Below are 15037 nucleotides of genomic sequence, written 5' to 3' on the forward strand. Positions count from 1 at the left end.
GTGCGAGGAGTGGTTGGCGTCATCCGCAGCGTTGTGGCAGCTACAAGCATCTCTGGATTGTTACTGCGGACGTTCTCGCCTTTCAGGGTCTTAGCCTTTGCGATTTGGCGCGAGACGCTCGGTGCCGCATGAGAGTGAGTGGCGCCTGCGACGACTGTGACGCACTCCACACCAGCACCACCCTTGCCCGCTGATCCGGGTATCGCGAAACCGGTGGTCCTCAGGACACTTCTGATCAGCTGAACACGTAATTGACGAAGTCCCCAGACTCCGCGAGATGTTGCAAGAGTGCGACTTCCCAATGGTTCGGTGGGCATTGTGTTTTTCTGTCGATTGCCATTTGACGCAGCCTGCGCCGCAATTTGCGGGGACCAAGGTCTAAGCTTGCAGGGCTCTGGAACGTCTTCAGGAGTAGGGCCATGGTGGTCGAGGCTTGCTTCGTGTAGCGTCGCCCCAGATCAAGGGCTTGAAAGTGGCGTTCCAACACCGCGAAACTCTCGAGTGTCCCAGGATTCGCTAACGAATAGGAGACCGTCAACTTGGGAAGATATGTGATATCTACCTGCAACAGTCCGTCTATGCCGCTCAGTTCGGAGAGCGCGTATATGAAAAGCCGGGAGCCTGTCTCGTGGTAACGGGCGAGTTTCTTCCCGTTGCAGGGCTTGCAAATGGGCACAAGATTTCTTGGAAAGAGAGTGAACTCGGGGAACATGCTCTTTGGTAAATAGTGGTCGTGCTCCCACTGTTCTCCGAAATTGCAATAGGGGCATGTACTGTTGCCCGTATCTTCGAAGTGATCATTCAGTGCGTCCCATAACGATCTGAATTTGCCGAGCCGGCTCGAGAAGATCGTAGCTAAGGTTTTGCGGACATCGGGGGACAAACCGATCGGCGTCAACGCGTGAAGGTCGTGCGGTATCGCGGCGGCGAAGTCATCGTACGCCGCTTCGATTTCCGCGAAAGATGCCTCAATCGGTGGTCTATGGATCGGCTTGACGCTTCCCTTGATATCAGTCAGCGTCGGTAGATCGGTCAGCTCTACGGGGGCGACATGTCGCATTATTCGTCAGCCTCGACCGTGAGAGATTCCAGATAGATTTGTGCTGGCAAAGGCAAACCCCGCTCGAACATCGCTTGGATCTGCCCTGCGGTCATGCCTCGGTCAACAAGTCGATCAAGCACCGAATGAAAATCCTGTTCTGGCTCAGCAAGGTCCAGGATATGGCGGGTTAGTTCCCCGAGGTCCTCACCGAACGTTTCAATATTCGGCAACCCGATTGAGGTGCGTGATCCGCGGCGTCTGAGTACCCGCACATATCTACGTGGCACTTGCTGCAGGAGAATGGGCGAATGCGTTGCGATCACCGCGAAGGACTGAAATTCGCGAAGTATCTCATCTAGAATTGCGATCAAAGTGCTCAAGAGGCCGGGATGGAGGTGAGTCTCTGGTTCATCGAATAGCAGGATGCTTCGTTCTTCGATAAATCCGACCACGTCGGCGGCGACCGAGATGATGAATCGCTGTCCAGCACTCAGCAGCGCAAATATCTGATCGCGACTCGCCTTGTCAGCGGCAAAGGGCTCCGCGATCTTGGGACCCAACAGACGGTCGGCCAACCGCTGAAAGATATCAAGACGATCTTCCGAAATGATGGACTTCATGGCACCATCAAGCATCGTCTTCAACTCGCGGACGTCAATGGCACCCTCCGCGTTCCTGAGACCGCAATATTTGTAATCAAACCGCATCTTCCGACCGCGAAAGGGCTTGGGCTTGGGAATTGGGAATTGATCAAAGGCGCTGTAGGAGATCGTGATGATCTTGCTGAATTCTGGGTCTCCTTCGGAGATCTTGGCCGTCCCCAGCAGTTCTTTTTCGTCATCATCCCATTTATCTAGGCCATAAAGGCTCTGCGCGAGATGGGCGAGAAGCTGCGTCTTGCCGGTGCCGTTCCGCCCGATAAGAAGGTTGATCCGATTTGGCAATTCAACGTGGGGTGCGAAGTCTAAATGGATTTCGTGCGGCGCCGTTGAGTTGGGCAACGTCATTTCAAAATGAAAGGACGGGGGATCCAGCTCGTGAACTGGATACCCGACGTAGTGCCCTCCACGTCTCAGACCGTCTCGTGCGCCGCTGTTTCTCAACAACGACTTCTCGAAGCCGGAGTGCGCTTCAAACTTTGCCTGTTGTTTGGGGCGCGACACGATGTCCCGAAGGGACTTCAGGTATTCCTTCCGTACCCCTACCGGCAAGTCATCGCGAAGATGGCGATAATAACGCACCGATTGCCCCAGCGAACAGAAGCGGGGGGCCAAGGTGGTGAATTCATCCTCGATTCTCGGCGTGTAAATTACATCTTCGTCCGATATCTCCAAAATTTTCACTTCGCCCAATTCGATCTCATCGGCATCGGCATGGAGCTTTATGCTCGCTTTGAAGAGCGTGTAGTACCCATAGTCGTTCCAGTTGTCATCAAAGAGATAGACGGCTGGGTACTTGACGTTACTAGGCTTGCGGCGCCGGGACGGACGATAGACGTAAAAGTGAAGCAACTAGCGGGCCTCGTTTGAGTTGACCAAACATAGAACACCGATCGGCCAGTGGTGTCAGCGTTTGGTTCTTGGATGACAACGTTTCTCAAGACGATAACATTCTCCAGATTTATCGCACTTCCGCGTTTCCTTAATCACTGCGCTCAAGCACTTCGTTCGCTTCATGAACGAGAACCTCATGGAGCTCAGGGTCGGCACGTGGATCCCGGTTGGAACTATGTGGGTGGTATGGAACGCGGCGAGCGCAATGTCGCATTAGAGAACAGCGCGAAACTATCCTGATCGAACTCTGGCTGACAAATTTCATACGCGTTCTGTCCGCAGGAATTTCCCTCAGGTATACGCAAACCCAGCGATATCAGCCTCAGAGTCCAACCCATCGGGCTGTCCGCGGTTACTAGTTGATTACAACCGACCGTTTGCCGCTAACGGCAAAACCATGTCGTTCCGTATGATGTATACGGTATTCAACAGCCCTAACAAAAAGAGCTTCAGATGAGCTAGGTGAACTATTGAGCATCCCTCCCCTCAAGAAAAAGACGCTCGCCGGCGAACTCTACACACGCGATGCAGGCATAGAGTCGATGCTGTTCGAACTTTACGCTCTTCCTCGCACTTCGCTAGTGGAGCGCGCACAGATCAGTCGAGCGAGCGACCCTCTCTATATTCCAAGTGAATGCATCGTCCATCTGATTCGTACTAGCCGGGACGAGGTAGACGAAGTTTGGTTTAGCGTGCTTTTCAAAATTCTCAGCAAGCGAATCCTAAATGCATTGCCACGGGCGACCACGCGCGACGGGAAAGACACTTCGCTTACGAAGGAATCCATCCGGGATGAAGCGTTCGGCCGTTTCGTAGAAATTTTATCGAGTGACCGTCAAGGCTACGACGAGCGCCTAGATTTCTTTGAGATCAAGTTCAATGGAGCCGTAGAGAAGCTTCGCCTGACCGCCCAGAAAAGGGCGTGGCTGGCAGAGAAAAGATACGCACCCCTCGAGTCCGATGAGGATGGGGCAGAGCTATCGCCGGAGGTTGAGCAGGCGGCGGGTGCCTTCGATCCCTTCGATGTATCAAATTTGCAGAGCCAGAGTTACCGGTTGCGCCTAGATGCAGCGATTAACCAGTTATCTCCTTTACAGCGCAGGATCATTCACATGTTGAGACAGGGCTTCCAAATAGACTCCAATGACGCCGACACAACGACTATCGTCAAAGCAGTTAGCCGTTCCGAAAAAACCGTTAGAACTCACCGCGATCTCGCCTTCGCCATCATTCGGGACAGCATGAAGGAAGGAGGAACTCTATGAGCGTCCCTGCCAAACCTACGCGCGAAGAGGTTCTAGATGCATTCTCCGTGGAGAAAAAGGCCGATCCAGAGACGCTTGAGCACTACATACGGACGTACCCGGAGTTTGCTGAAGATCTCATCGATCTGTCATGGCAATTGAACAGCGTCACGACACAAGAGGAGGAACACCTTACCTCTATGGACATGGCTAAGATTGAGACAGCGTGGAGCATATACAGAAGTTCCAGCGCTTCTCCCAAGTCGGATCCCTTCGCTGCGTTGTCTGCCACGGATTTACGTTCCGCTGCATTGAACCTTGGTGTCCCACGCCAGGTCCTATCCGCTTTCCGAGAGCATCGCGTGTTGCTTTCAACTGTACCTAAACGTTTCCTGTTACGCCTGGCAACAACCCTGAACACGAGTGTTGAAACAATCTTGTCGCTAGGTTCGGCGTCTTCATTGAATTTAGAGCCGAGTCGAGCTTATAAGGCCGATTCCAAACCGAAGGTCGCCGAGCAGGTCAGTTTTGTCCGTCTGTTGACCGATGCGGGTGTGACGGATGAAGACATCCGTGATTTGACGGTTGACGGAGAGTAAATGGACTCCGTTGAGCTTGCTCGCCAGATCGCCGCTCGACTCCACGCTTGCGCGGTGGCCGATGGGAGCAATCCTTGTGATCCGTACGCCTTTGCTCTCGCTGAGGCAAAGCGCCAAGACGTCGATGTCGAATCAACGGCAAAAGGTGCCGCGATCCTAGATGGGGGACGTGCTGCGATCCTACGGAAGGATCGGCTCATTCTCCATGAAAATTGCGAGTCGTTTTTTGAACGAGCTTTCCTCACTGCTCATGAACTAGGGCACGTTGTGCTGGAGGATGATCTTGCCGACGAATCGGTCCTTGAGATTGATCCTAGCCGACCATCTGAGCCTTCGCCCCTTGGATTCGATAGGGTCGTTGACTACGGTAGAAGGCAGAGGCGTGAAATCCAAATGGATCTCTTCGCGAGGGAGTTCCTCTTGCCCAGATCATGGGTTCGAACGCTCCACTTGGACGATGGACTCACCGCGTCAGAGATATCAGATAAGGTGGGCGCACCCTTCGAGGTAGTGGCTCAGCAGCTACTTGACGCGCTCCTCTTACCAGCCGTCAACCTCCGCCCATTGGAGTGGACGCAAGAAGCACCGCTCAACGAGCTTCAGGAATTAGCGGCCAAGCATCGTGGTGAAGCCTATCTGCTTGAGGCCGGGCCAGGAACTGGGAAGACGCGAACTCTCGTGGCGAGGGTCGAAGGGCTGTTGGCGGACGGCGTTGACCCACGGCGCATACTTGTACTCACATTCTCAAATAAAGCCGCCAGCGAGATGGGCGAACGCATTGCGCGGAAGCACAGAGAGGCAGCCGCGGCGATGTGGGTGGGGACCTTCCACGCGTTTGGCCTCGATTTGGTCCGTCGCTTTTTTACGGAGTTGGGACTTCCACGAGATCCGCGGATGATGGACAGAACCGAAGCTGTTGAGTTGCTGGAAGATCGATTTCCTTCGTTCAATCTCCGTCATTACCGAAACATCTACGACCCGACCCAGATCATCACCGAGATACTGACTGCTATATCTCGTGCGAAGGATGAAGTCGTTGACGCAGAGGAATATGCTCGCTTGGCAGGGTCAATGGGATCAAGTGAGGCCGCAGAGCGCGCCGCAGAGGTCGCACAAGTATATGGCGCTTATGAGCGCCTGAAAAGAGATGCAAACTGCGTTGACTTTGGTGACTTAGTCTTGCTTCCAGTACGGTTACTGGAGACAAGTCCTGACATTCGGTCACACATCCAGTCCCTGTACGACCACGTCATCGTTGACGAATATCAAGACGTGAACCGAAGCAGCACCCGCTTGCTAGCGGCCCTTAAACCGGATGGTCATAACCTCTGGGTTGTCGGAGATGCGAAGCAGTCCATCTATAGATTCCGCGGGGCATCTCCATTCAGCATGATGCGCTTCGGGACTCAAGACTTTCCTGGTGCCAAACGCGAGCGCTTAGGCCAAAACTATCGATCCTCCGCAGAGATCGTCAACGCTTTTTCGACATTTGCAGCCACCATGCGTCTGGGTGCCGGGAGTAGGGCACTCCATGCCGACCGTGGGCCAAACGGCATTCACCCCAAATTGCTTTGCGTACGGAGGGCAGAGCAGCAGGCGGTGGCCCTTGCAGATTCGATTCAAGTGCTAAGAAGCGAAGGCTTGACGTACAGAGAACAGGCGGTCTTGTGCACGGGAAATGAAAAGCTGTCGACGCTGGCGAGAGAGCTCGAGGTTTTAGGCATCCCTGTTCTCTTCTTAGGCAGCTTGTTCGAACGTCCCGAGGTCAAAGATCTCCTTTCATTACTTTCGGTGTTGATCGACCGTCGCGCGATGGGCTTGGTTCGGCTCGGCTGCTGGCCAGAATTCAAAATGCAGTTTGCGGATGTTGCAGCGACCTTGGAGTTCCTTCGCCTAACAGAGGTATCGCCGGGGGCTTGGTTACAGAGCGTCGACGGAATTCCGAAAATAACGGATCAGGGGGCAAGAGCCCTGACATCTTTGGGAGTCGCTCTCCATGGCTTTGATCAGAGTTCATCACCGTGGACAGTCCTTGTAACTCTGCTTCTTGATCACACGCGCATGGCTGCTAGACTTGGCAGCTCAGTCAACATCGCCGATCGCTCTCGTGCCATTGCCATCTGGCAGTTCTTGAACTTCCTACGTGTCCAGCCATCCGGACAAGGCCTGCCAATCACGCGGCTACTAGATCGTGTACGTCGGCTAGTTCGCCTTGGAGACGACCGAGACCTTCGCCAGCTCCCGAACGCGGCTCAAGGTCTTGACGCGGTGCGTCTGCTGACCATACATGGTGCCAAGGGACTTGAGTTTTCCGCTACACATATACCTGGCGTGAACGCAGACACGATTCCTCGCGTTTCGTCAGCCCCAATCTGCCCGCCCCCAGAAGGGATGATTCAGGGCGCAACGGCATCTTCATTGGAAACGTACCGCGAAGGACAGGTGGAAGAGCAGGAATGTCTTTTCTATGTGGCGTTGTCACGAGCGAAAGGCCATTTGCTTTTTTACGCACCAATGGAGAAGAGCAACGGCCATAATCGGCCCCTCTCTTCATTCTTGGATCGCATCGGCACTACGCTAATAAGGACAGTAGTTGTTCCGCAACGTTCGATTCCCGAGGCAGCGGAGGAGGCTGCACTTCAAATAGTATTCGACGGTCCTATGCGATTCGGGGCTCCGCAGATTGCACTTTATGAGAGCTGCCCGAGGCGCTTCTTCTACACCCACATTCTGCAAGTCGGCGGAAGACGAACCTCCACTGCCTTTATGAAAATGCACGACGCGGTGCGGATGATACTGGCCACGCTGATCATTGATGGGAAGCCTGCCGGCCCGGAGGACTTGGAGGATCGCATCGAGGCGGCTCTCAAGACTGTGGAACTTGCTGATCACGGCCATCGAAATGAATTCTCTGCGCTCGCCCTTACGATGCTAAGGTACTTCGTCAGTACACAGGAAGGCTGTGCGAACGAGGTTCCCGTTGCTATCAATCTCAAATTCGGAGACGAAGAGATCGTGGTGCGAGCTGATGACATCCTCATCAGACCTGATCAAAGTAGGGTTGTACGTCGGATTCGGACTGGGCATCTAAGATCCTCTGAAACGAAGGATGTTGGCGCTGCCGCATTCGTACTTGCAGTTCAGCAGGCGTTTCCAGACTCGGTAGCGGAAATCGTCCATCTATCAGACGGCACCTCTCAACGGCTTTTGCTATCCGTGAAGGAGCTACAGAATCGGCGAACGAAGCTCGAGGGCTTCTTGGGTGATATTCGAGCGGGGCATTTCCCAGCGATCACTTCTCCTTTCACCTGTCCCGGCTGTCCAGCCTTCTTTATCTGTGGACCCACGCCCGAGGGGCTCCTGCAGAAAAAATTCTCCTGAGTTTACCGGTCGACCCATGTGCCAGCGATTACTCCTATAGAGCCGAGGCAAAGCCCCGCGCTACGAAAGGATGTGATCCTATGAATACCGAAACCTTCCTCGAGTTTGACGATCTGGGCGTCGCGGTGCGAGAAGGACGACCTCTCTATCCTGCCCGCAATTACCGTTTCCTCTTGGCGCAGGGAAACCTGAACTTCGCCACTCTCACGATCGGCGATCCCATCCCACTTGGCAGCCAGATACTGGAGGCAGCCGGTCTCCTTCCGAGCGATGGCTATAGTCTCTTCGGCATTCTACCGTCGGGAGATTTCGAGGACATTCGTCTCGACGAGCTTTTCGACCTGCGGACGAGGGGCGCTGAGCGATTTGTCGCTTTTCTCACGGACCGCGACTTCAAGCTAACTGTCGATGACAAGCAACTCGCTTGGGGCAAACCGATCATCAGCGGCGCAGAGATCCACAAACTGGCCATGCCCCGGGAGGGCGAATGCGTCTTCCTCCAAGTACGTGGCGGGGAAGATCGAGTCGTTGAGGTCGGCGACTTTGTCGACCTTGCGGAACCCGGAATCGAACACTTCATTACAGCACCCAAGAGGCCCACGAATTACGAGATCATCGTCAATTCGCGGCCACGCATCGTGAATGAGCGTCTCGTCACGTTCGAAGAGGTTGTTCAGCTCGCCTTCCCGGGAGTTCACGAGCCCAATGTGGTGTTTTCAATGACCTACCGACACGCGGCCTCTGCCCCACATGCAGGGGAACTCGGTATCGGGGGTAAGGTTGACGTCAAGCGGAAGGGGACAATCTTCAATGTCACACGCACTGTTCAGTCGTAACGCCGACCTCAAACGTCTCCGCGACGAGGGTTATCTTGTGCACGTGCAGGGTGGCTTCCTCGTCATGGAGGAAGTCCCCTACGTCAACGCGAAGGGAGAAGTCCTCACGGGCCGCCTCATCTCCAGTCTCACGTTGGCTGGAGATGAGACCCGGCAGCCGGACAACCACGTAATCCATTTCGACGGCGACTTTCCTTGCCGCGCAGATGGCGTTCCTATCCAAGCCATTGCGCACCAGACAAACGTTCAGATCAATTTAGGTAATGGCCTGGCTGCCAGGCAGGCATTCTCAAGCAAACCTGATGGAGGATATACAGACTATTACCAGAAGTTCACGAGCTATGCCGGCATCTTGTCCGGTCCAGCGGCAGTGGTAAAACCTGGAATGAGTGCCAGGGTAATGCGGGCGCCAGATGAAGAGGAAGACAGCGTTTTCAACTATATGGAAACGGCATCCGGTCGGGTCGGCATAGGAGCCCTTACCGAACTGCTCAAGGCGGATCGCATCGCCATAATTGGAGTCGGTGGCACGGGCTCTTATGTGCTGGACCTCGTCGCCAAGACCCCGGTGCAGGAGATCAGACTCTTTGATTCAGATCTCTTTCTGCAACACAACGCGTTCCGTGCGCCCGGTGCTCCCGGTCTGGAAGAACTGCGCGAGGCACCTAAGAAGGCTGATTACCTCAAGGGAATTTATTCACGGATGCGTAAAGGCATCACCGCGAATGCGGTGGCGCTCCACGGAGACAATCTGCATCTCCTCGAGGGTGTGACCTTTGCCTTTCTTTGCCTGGACGCCGGCGAAGAAAAACGTGCCATCGTTCAAAAGCTAGAGTCGATGGGTGCTTCGTTCGTGGACGTGGGCATGGGGCTCGAGTTGACGGATGGTTCACTTGGCGGAATTCTCCGAGTCACAGCCAGCACGCCGCAGAAACGCGACCATGTCCATAGCGGCCGCATTTCGTTTGCTGGAGGCGGTCCCGCAGACCTTTATGCCTCAAATATTCAGGTCGCCGACCTTAACGCACTAAACGCGGTGCTGGCCGTTGTGAAGTGGAAGAAGATTCGAGGCTTCTACCGGGATCTAGAACGGGAGCATCACTGCACCTACACCACGGATGGCAACATGCTCGTAAATGGAGATTGCGGATGATTTCCCACAAATATCTGAAGCACCACTTCGTGGAACATATCCCTGAACAACTTGAACTTGGACTGCTCTATATCTCCATACCCTATGCTACTGCGGCCCATAGTTGCTGCTGCGGATGTGGCGAAGAAGTCGTTACCCCATTTACCCCCACGGATTGGAGGATGACCTTCGACGGAGATACGGTGTCTCTTAAGCCGTCGATCGGCAACTGGAGTCTTCCGTGTCGATCGCATTACGTCATCAGCCGAGGAAGTGTAATTGAAGCTTTGCCTTGGACAAAAGATGAGATTCGGGGGGAGCATCACCGGGACAAGACTGCCAAGAAGGAGTTCTACGAACATAGGGTATACGAGCCGGTGCCGCCTCATGTTCAGAGCCCCCGCCTATCGGAAGCGGTAAAACCAAGTCTTTGGGTGCAAGCGTGGCGTTGGATCAGAGAGAGAGGTTGAGCGTGCCTACTTCGAAATCTCAACTCTACCGCGGTGCAACCCTGGACTCCGATTACACTTCTCCGATGCCTACTTTTCGGTTCATCCATGCGGCGGATATACATCTAGATAGCCCTCTACGAGGTTTATCGCGCTATGAGGGACTTCCTATAGAAGAGATTCGCGAAGCAAGCAGGAGCGCTTTCGACAGACTTATTCGGTTCGCTTGCTCCGAAAAGGTCGATTTCGTCGTCATTGCAGGCGATCTTTACGATAGCGACTGGAAGGACATGGGAACGGGCCTGTATTTCGCGAAGGCTATGGGCAGACTCGGTTCGGCCGGGATCCCAGTTTTTCTAATACGCGGCAATCATGACGCTGTTTCGGTGTTGACACGCTCGCTGCCCCTGCCCGAAAACGTCCATGTATTTAGTGATCGAGTTGCTGAAACAAAGCAACTAGAAGCGCTTCGAGTCGCTTTGCATGGGCGAAGCTTTGGCTCTCGAAGAGAGGTCGATGACATCACTCCCAGCTACCCAGAGCCGGTCTCGGGTTTCTTCAACATCGGGATTCTCCACACATCACTCAACGGATATGCGGAACACGAGCCCTATGCGCCGTGCAACCTAGCAGCATTGGAAGCGAAAGGTTACGACTACTGGGCTCTAGGGCATGTCCATGAGCACGCGATTTTGAATACTTCCCCATATGTTGTATTCAGTGGCGTTCTGCAAGGCCGACATATCCGTGAGCAAGGACCAAAGGGAGCCGTCTTGGTGGAAGTCGAAGACGGTGCCGTGAAGCGTGCAGAACATATCCCGCTAGATGTGTTTAGGTGGGCTATTGTCGCCGTCGATTGCACCGAAATCGATCAGCTTGAAGACCTACAAGGCCTCATCCGCAGAGAAATTCGTTCGCACTTAGAGATGTTAGGGACGAACCCACCCGTTGTGATCCAGCTCGTTCTCAAGGGTTCAACACCATTGCATGCGCGAATTATGGAGAGTTCTGGCCAGATTAGAGATGATGCACGGGCAATCGCCGTGGAGCTTTCGACCGACCTTTGGCTGGAAAAACTGAAGATCCAGGTGGAAGCGCCAAAAGAGTCAGCGCCCAATCCTCAAGTTGGAGGACTGGATGAACTCCTCGCTTCGGCAGCATCAGACGATCTCTTGTCCAAGAAACTTCAAAATGAGCTCACGCCGTTCCTCTTAGCCTATCCAAAGCCACCGAGTGAAACTGAGGAAACGGTAGTGCTCTTGGCGCGTGCCGGCAGTTGGAATGAATTAATTTCCTTAGCTTCTAAAACCCTTCAAGCGCGGCTTGTTTCGGCGGAGGATTAGCGATGCGTTTCAATAAACTAAAGCTGTCCAAGTACGGAAGTTTTGATGGTTGCGAGATGACATTTCCTCAGGCAACCAGAGACTTTCATTTCATCGCGGGTCGAAACGAAGCCGGAAAGTCTACAGCAATGGCTGGCGTATCGGATTTACTTTTCGGGTTTTCGCATGCGAAATCACAAGATTACAAATTCGACGCAAATTTATTGCGGGTCGGGGCCTCTCTGAGTCATAACGGAGAAACGCTAGACTGCCAACGCAAGCGGGGTAAAGTTGGGACTTTGCTTGACTCCTCTAGCCAATTCGTCAGCGAAGACCGCATCATTCGGATGCTACAAGGAAGCACACGCGACTCTTTCCGCCTCGGATGGAGTCTAAGCCACCAACAGTTGCGTGATGGGGGGCGTTCAATTGCCGAATCACGTGATGATGTCGGCCAAGCAATTTTCGCGGCTGGCTCTGGGCTCGTGGGCATAGCTGAGACAGTCGACGCCCTGTGTTCGGAGGCTGAACAAATCTGGAAGAAAGGTGCGACAGCGCGCAGATGGAACATCGCCCATCGGGAACTAGTGAGCGCGATCCAGTCGGTGAAGGAAAACAGCATCCGCCCGAAAGACTGGCAGGATGCGCTAGAAAAGAAAGAGCTTCTAGAACTACGTCGGGATGAGTTGACGACAAAACGAGCCCATTTACGCATCGAGGAAAAGAAGCACCAACGGCGCTGGCGATTGGCTTCCAATGTTCGGCGCTTCGAAGAGCTAAAGACGTACCTCTTCAATAGCACGACGAAAGTTCTCTCTCTTTCTGATGAACGAGAGTTTTATGCAGCCATGGAAGCCCTTGCGACCGCACACAGAGCCTGGGACGCTGCGCAAGCACGTCTGCATGATCTGGACGCGCAATTTAACGCTCTGTCGAGAGATGCCGAGATCGTCGAACTGTCCAACGACATTTCGGAATTGCTGGAGAAGAGGGGAGCAGTGAAGCAGGCGTCTGACGATCTGCCGCGGAGGCGTGCGAATCTCGCGACGAAGCAATTACACATATCCAACATCTTGGCCGATGTGAATCTGGTTTCAGATGCCAAAATCGGCGAACTCAGGAAGCATCTACCGTCGCGTCAAACTGTGTCGGCCATCCGCGACAAAGCCAGAAAGCTCGATAGGCTGAGGGAAGCTAAACGCTCCGCAAACGATCGTGTAGTGGAACTGAAGGAAGAAGCTGAATCCATTCTGAGCCAGGGTGCCGAAACAGATGAGCCGGTGTCATTGCCGTCTTTGAGATCGGCTGTGGGCATTGCCAGAAAACAAGGAAAGATTGATCAAGAACTTCGCGCTGCCGAGGTCTCCAAGAAAGATGCCGAGAAACGTCTTGCAGCCCTGATCACGAAACTAGCTCCCTGGAGCGGTGGGATTGAGGATCTATTGATCGTCGATGTCATAGCTGACGGGGTGCTGGAATCGCGGCGACTGCAACTCGAAGACGCACAGCGCAATGTTGCTGAGGAGAAGTCGGCCGCCCGTAAATTAGCAGATGATCGGGAGCAAAAACGCATATCCCGTGCGTCACTTGTCGCTTCGGGGCGCGCAATAACTGCCGAGGAAGTACGTGTAGCCCGGAAGATGCGGACTGACTCCTGGCAACCACTTCGCAATCATCTCTTTGCTCAAGAACTTCTCGCAGACCCCAAATCTTCCGTCTCGCAGTACGAAGACTCGATCTTGTCGGCGGATGGGCTTTCCGACGACCGCTTCTTGTCAGCAAAGTCTTCTGCTGCTCTTGAAGTGCTGGACGCAGAAATTGCTCTACTGGATCTGAAGATCAAGCAGACTGACGAGCGCTTTGAAGAGGCTGAGAGGCTTGTTGCTGAGTTGCTTGTCGCGTGGGAAAAGGAACTCAGCATGAGAACCTTGCCTTCGTTGGACCCACTGAACCTACGAGACTGGATCACAAAACGACAGGCGGCAGTTGACCAGCACGCGACCTTGCTAACCGATTCGGAAGATGTCACACGTCTCAAAGAGGAAAGGGCAAACGCGCTGACTTCATTGCGGAAAGTCTCACAGGAGATGATCCCACTTGAAATACAAATGTTTGCGGAGGCATTAGAGATTGCAGAAGCTCGCTTGGAGGAGTTGGAAGGACAATCCCGCCGGTTCGAGCAGCGTGAGAAGGAGAAACTGGATTTAGCCGTTGCGACGAAACTTGCGGTACAAAAGGCCGACCTGGCGGACAAGGCCTTCAATGAAAGTCTCGCGGCGTTTACCGCGTCAACTTCTGCTGCGGCCTTACCCGACGATATCGACGAAGCGACGTTAGACTTGTATGAGGAATTGCGAAGCGAGTTGGATGCCGCTTTAGATCTCGAACATCGGATCGAGTCAATGGACGCGGATTGCACCCAATTCACTCTAAAAGTTTCCGAACTTGGCGCTCGGCTTGCCGTTACGAACAGCGATCCCATGGATTGCCTGCTTATATTCGATCGCCGTTTGACTGCCGCCAAAATCGTTGAGACTAGGGCCGAGCATTTTAGCGAGCAGATCGCTCAGCTTAAGGATGAAATTGAAGTTGAGGCTGGGCACAAAGAGGCGGCCGTCGCGAGTCTGCTACCAATTAAAAAGCTCTTGCTTGAACAGGACATAGAGAGTCTAAAAAACCTTGTTGAAGAGTCGACTTCCATCCGAGGGCTCCAAGCTGAGAAAGAAGAACTGGCAGCGCGAATTGTCCTGAATGGAGATGGGCTCCCTCTTGAAACACTTCTCGCCGAAGCTGAGGGGGCAGCGTCGGACAAAGACGCCGCAGTCGAAGATGGGATCGCGCAGCAGATTGCTGATCTCGACACACAACTAACGGAAGCTGCCACAGACCTAGGGATTGCCAAAGAATCCTTTCGAGCGATCGATAAGGGCGACGAAGCGGTAAAGGCGGCGGCTGACGTCGAAATCGCACGCGCAAATCTAGCTCTCGAATCAGAGGAGTTTGTCTTCAAGAAGACGCAAGTAATTCTGCTGGAGTGGTTGCTTGAGAAACAACGTGAAGCAGACAAGAGTCCTTTGTTGTCGAGAGCAAGCGATATATTCAAGCACCTGACATTAAGCCGTTACGACAAGCTTGAAGTGGATTCTGATGGCTCGACTCCAAGACTGTTAGGTGTCCTCGCGGACGGTGCGTCAACCGTCCCACTTGATGCTATGAGCGACGGTACGAAGGATCAGCTTTACCTGTCGCTTCGGATTGCCGTTATCGAGCAATCCGTGCGAAGCGGTGTAACGCTGCCGTTTCTCGCCGATGATCTGTTCATCAACTATGACGACGATCGAGCCCGCGCCGGTCTCGAAGTATTGGGTGATTTATCGAAAGTCACTCAAGTTCTTTTCTTCACGCATCATGACCATCTGCTTGAAATCGCCAAAGACGTTTTTGGCGCTGCCGACATGCACCATTGCCAGATCTAATCC

General features: G+C 53.8%; 10 protein-coding genes. 8 read left to right on the forward strand and 2 right to left on the reverse strand.

What is annotated here, in order from left to right; genetic code table 11:
• Nucleotides 1–235 precede the first annotated feature (235 nt).
• A complete protein-coding gene (locus ACIPR4_RS18665; RefSeq protein ID WP_013570227.1) occupies nt 236–1060 on the reverse strand; it encodes an HNH endonuclease in 825 nt (274 codons plus the stop codon).
• Nucleotides 1060–2553: an AAA family ATPase gene (locus ACIPR4_RS18670; RefSeq protein WP_013570228.1), complete on the reverse strand. Its 1494-nt coding sequence runs from the start codon at nt 2551–2553 to the stop codon at nt 1060–1062. Before ACIPR4_RS18670 ends, ACIPR4_RS18665 begins: the two co-directional genes overlap by 1 nt.
• Before the next feature lie 512 nt (nt 2554–3065).
• On the opposite strand from ACIPR4_RS18670, the gene ACIPR4_RS18680 reads away from it, so the two are divergent.
• The 8 genes from ACIPR4_RS18680 (at nt 3066) to ACIPR4_RS18715 (ending at nt 15034) form a co-directional block, all read left to right on the forward strand.
• Nucleotides 3066–3860, forward strand: a complete 795-nt coding sequence (locus tag ACIPR4_RS18680; RefSeq protein WP_013570229.1) for a hypothetical protein — start codon at nt 3066–3068, stop codon at nt 3858–3860.
• Nucleotides 3857–4438 (forward strand): hypothetical protein, encoded by a 582-nt coding sequence (locus ACIPR4_RS18685; RefSeq protein ID WP_013570230.1) that lies wholly within the window; start codon nt 3857–3859, stop codon nt 4436–4438. The genes ACIPR4_RS18680 and ACIPR4_RS18685 overlap by 4 nt, the downstream gene beginning before the upstream one ends.
• Nucleotides 4439–7819 (forward strand): UvrD-helicase domain-containing protein, encoded by a 3381-nt coding sequence (locus ACIPR4_RS18690; protein ID WP_013570231.1) that lies wholly within the window; start codon nt 4439–4441, stop codon nt 7817–7819.
• A gap of 80 nt (nt 7820–7899) precedes the next feature.
• Nucleotides 7900–8655, forward strand: coding sequence for a multiubiquitin domain-containing protein (locus ACIPR4_RS18695; protein ID WP_013570232.1), 756 nt, complete (start codon nt 7900–7902; stop codon nt 8653–8655).
• Complete coding sequence (locus ACIPR4_RS18700; RefSeq protein ID WP_013570233.1) at nt 8630–9808, forward strand: ThiF family adenylyltransferase; 1179 nt, start codon at nt 8630–8632, stop codon at nt 9806–9808. The genes ACIPR4_RS18695 and ACIPR4_RS18700 overlap by 26 nt, the downstream gene beginning before the upstream one ends.
• On the forward strand, nt 9805–10257 hold the full coding sequence (locus tag ACIPR4_RS23575; RefSeq protein WP_013570234.1) for a ubiquitination-like system serine protease family protein: 453 nt from the start codon (nt 9805–9807) through the stop codon (nt 10255–10257). The genes ACIPR4_RS18700 and ACIPR4_RS23575 overlap by 4 nt, the downstream gene beginning before the upstream one ends.
• Before the next feature lie 2 nt (nt 10258–10259).
• On the forward strand, nt 10260–11579 hold the full coding sequence (locus ACIPR4_RS18710; protein WP_013570235.1) for a metallophosphoesterase family protein: 1320 nt from the start codon (nt 10260–10262) through the stop codon (nt 11577–11579).
• A gap of 2 nt (nt 11580–11581) precedes the next feature.
• On the forward strand, nt 11582–15034 hold the full coding sequence (locus ACIPR4_RS18715; RefSeq protein ID WP_013570236.1) for an ATP-binding protein: 3453 nt from the start codon (nt 11582–11584) through the stop codon (nt 15032–15034).
• Nucleotides 15035–15037: the final 3 nt, after the last annotated feature.

The organism is Terriglobus saanensis SP1PR4 (assembly GCF_000179915.2).
Lineage (GTDB): Bacteria > Acidobacteriota > Terriglobia > Terriglobales > Acidobacteriaceae > Terriglobus > Terriglobus saanensis.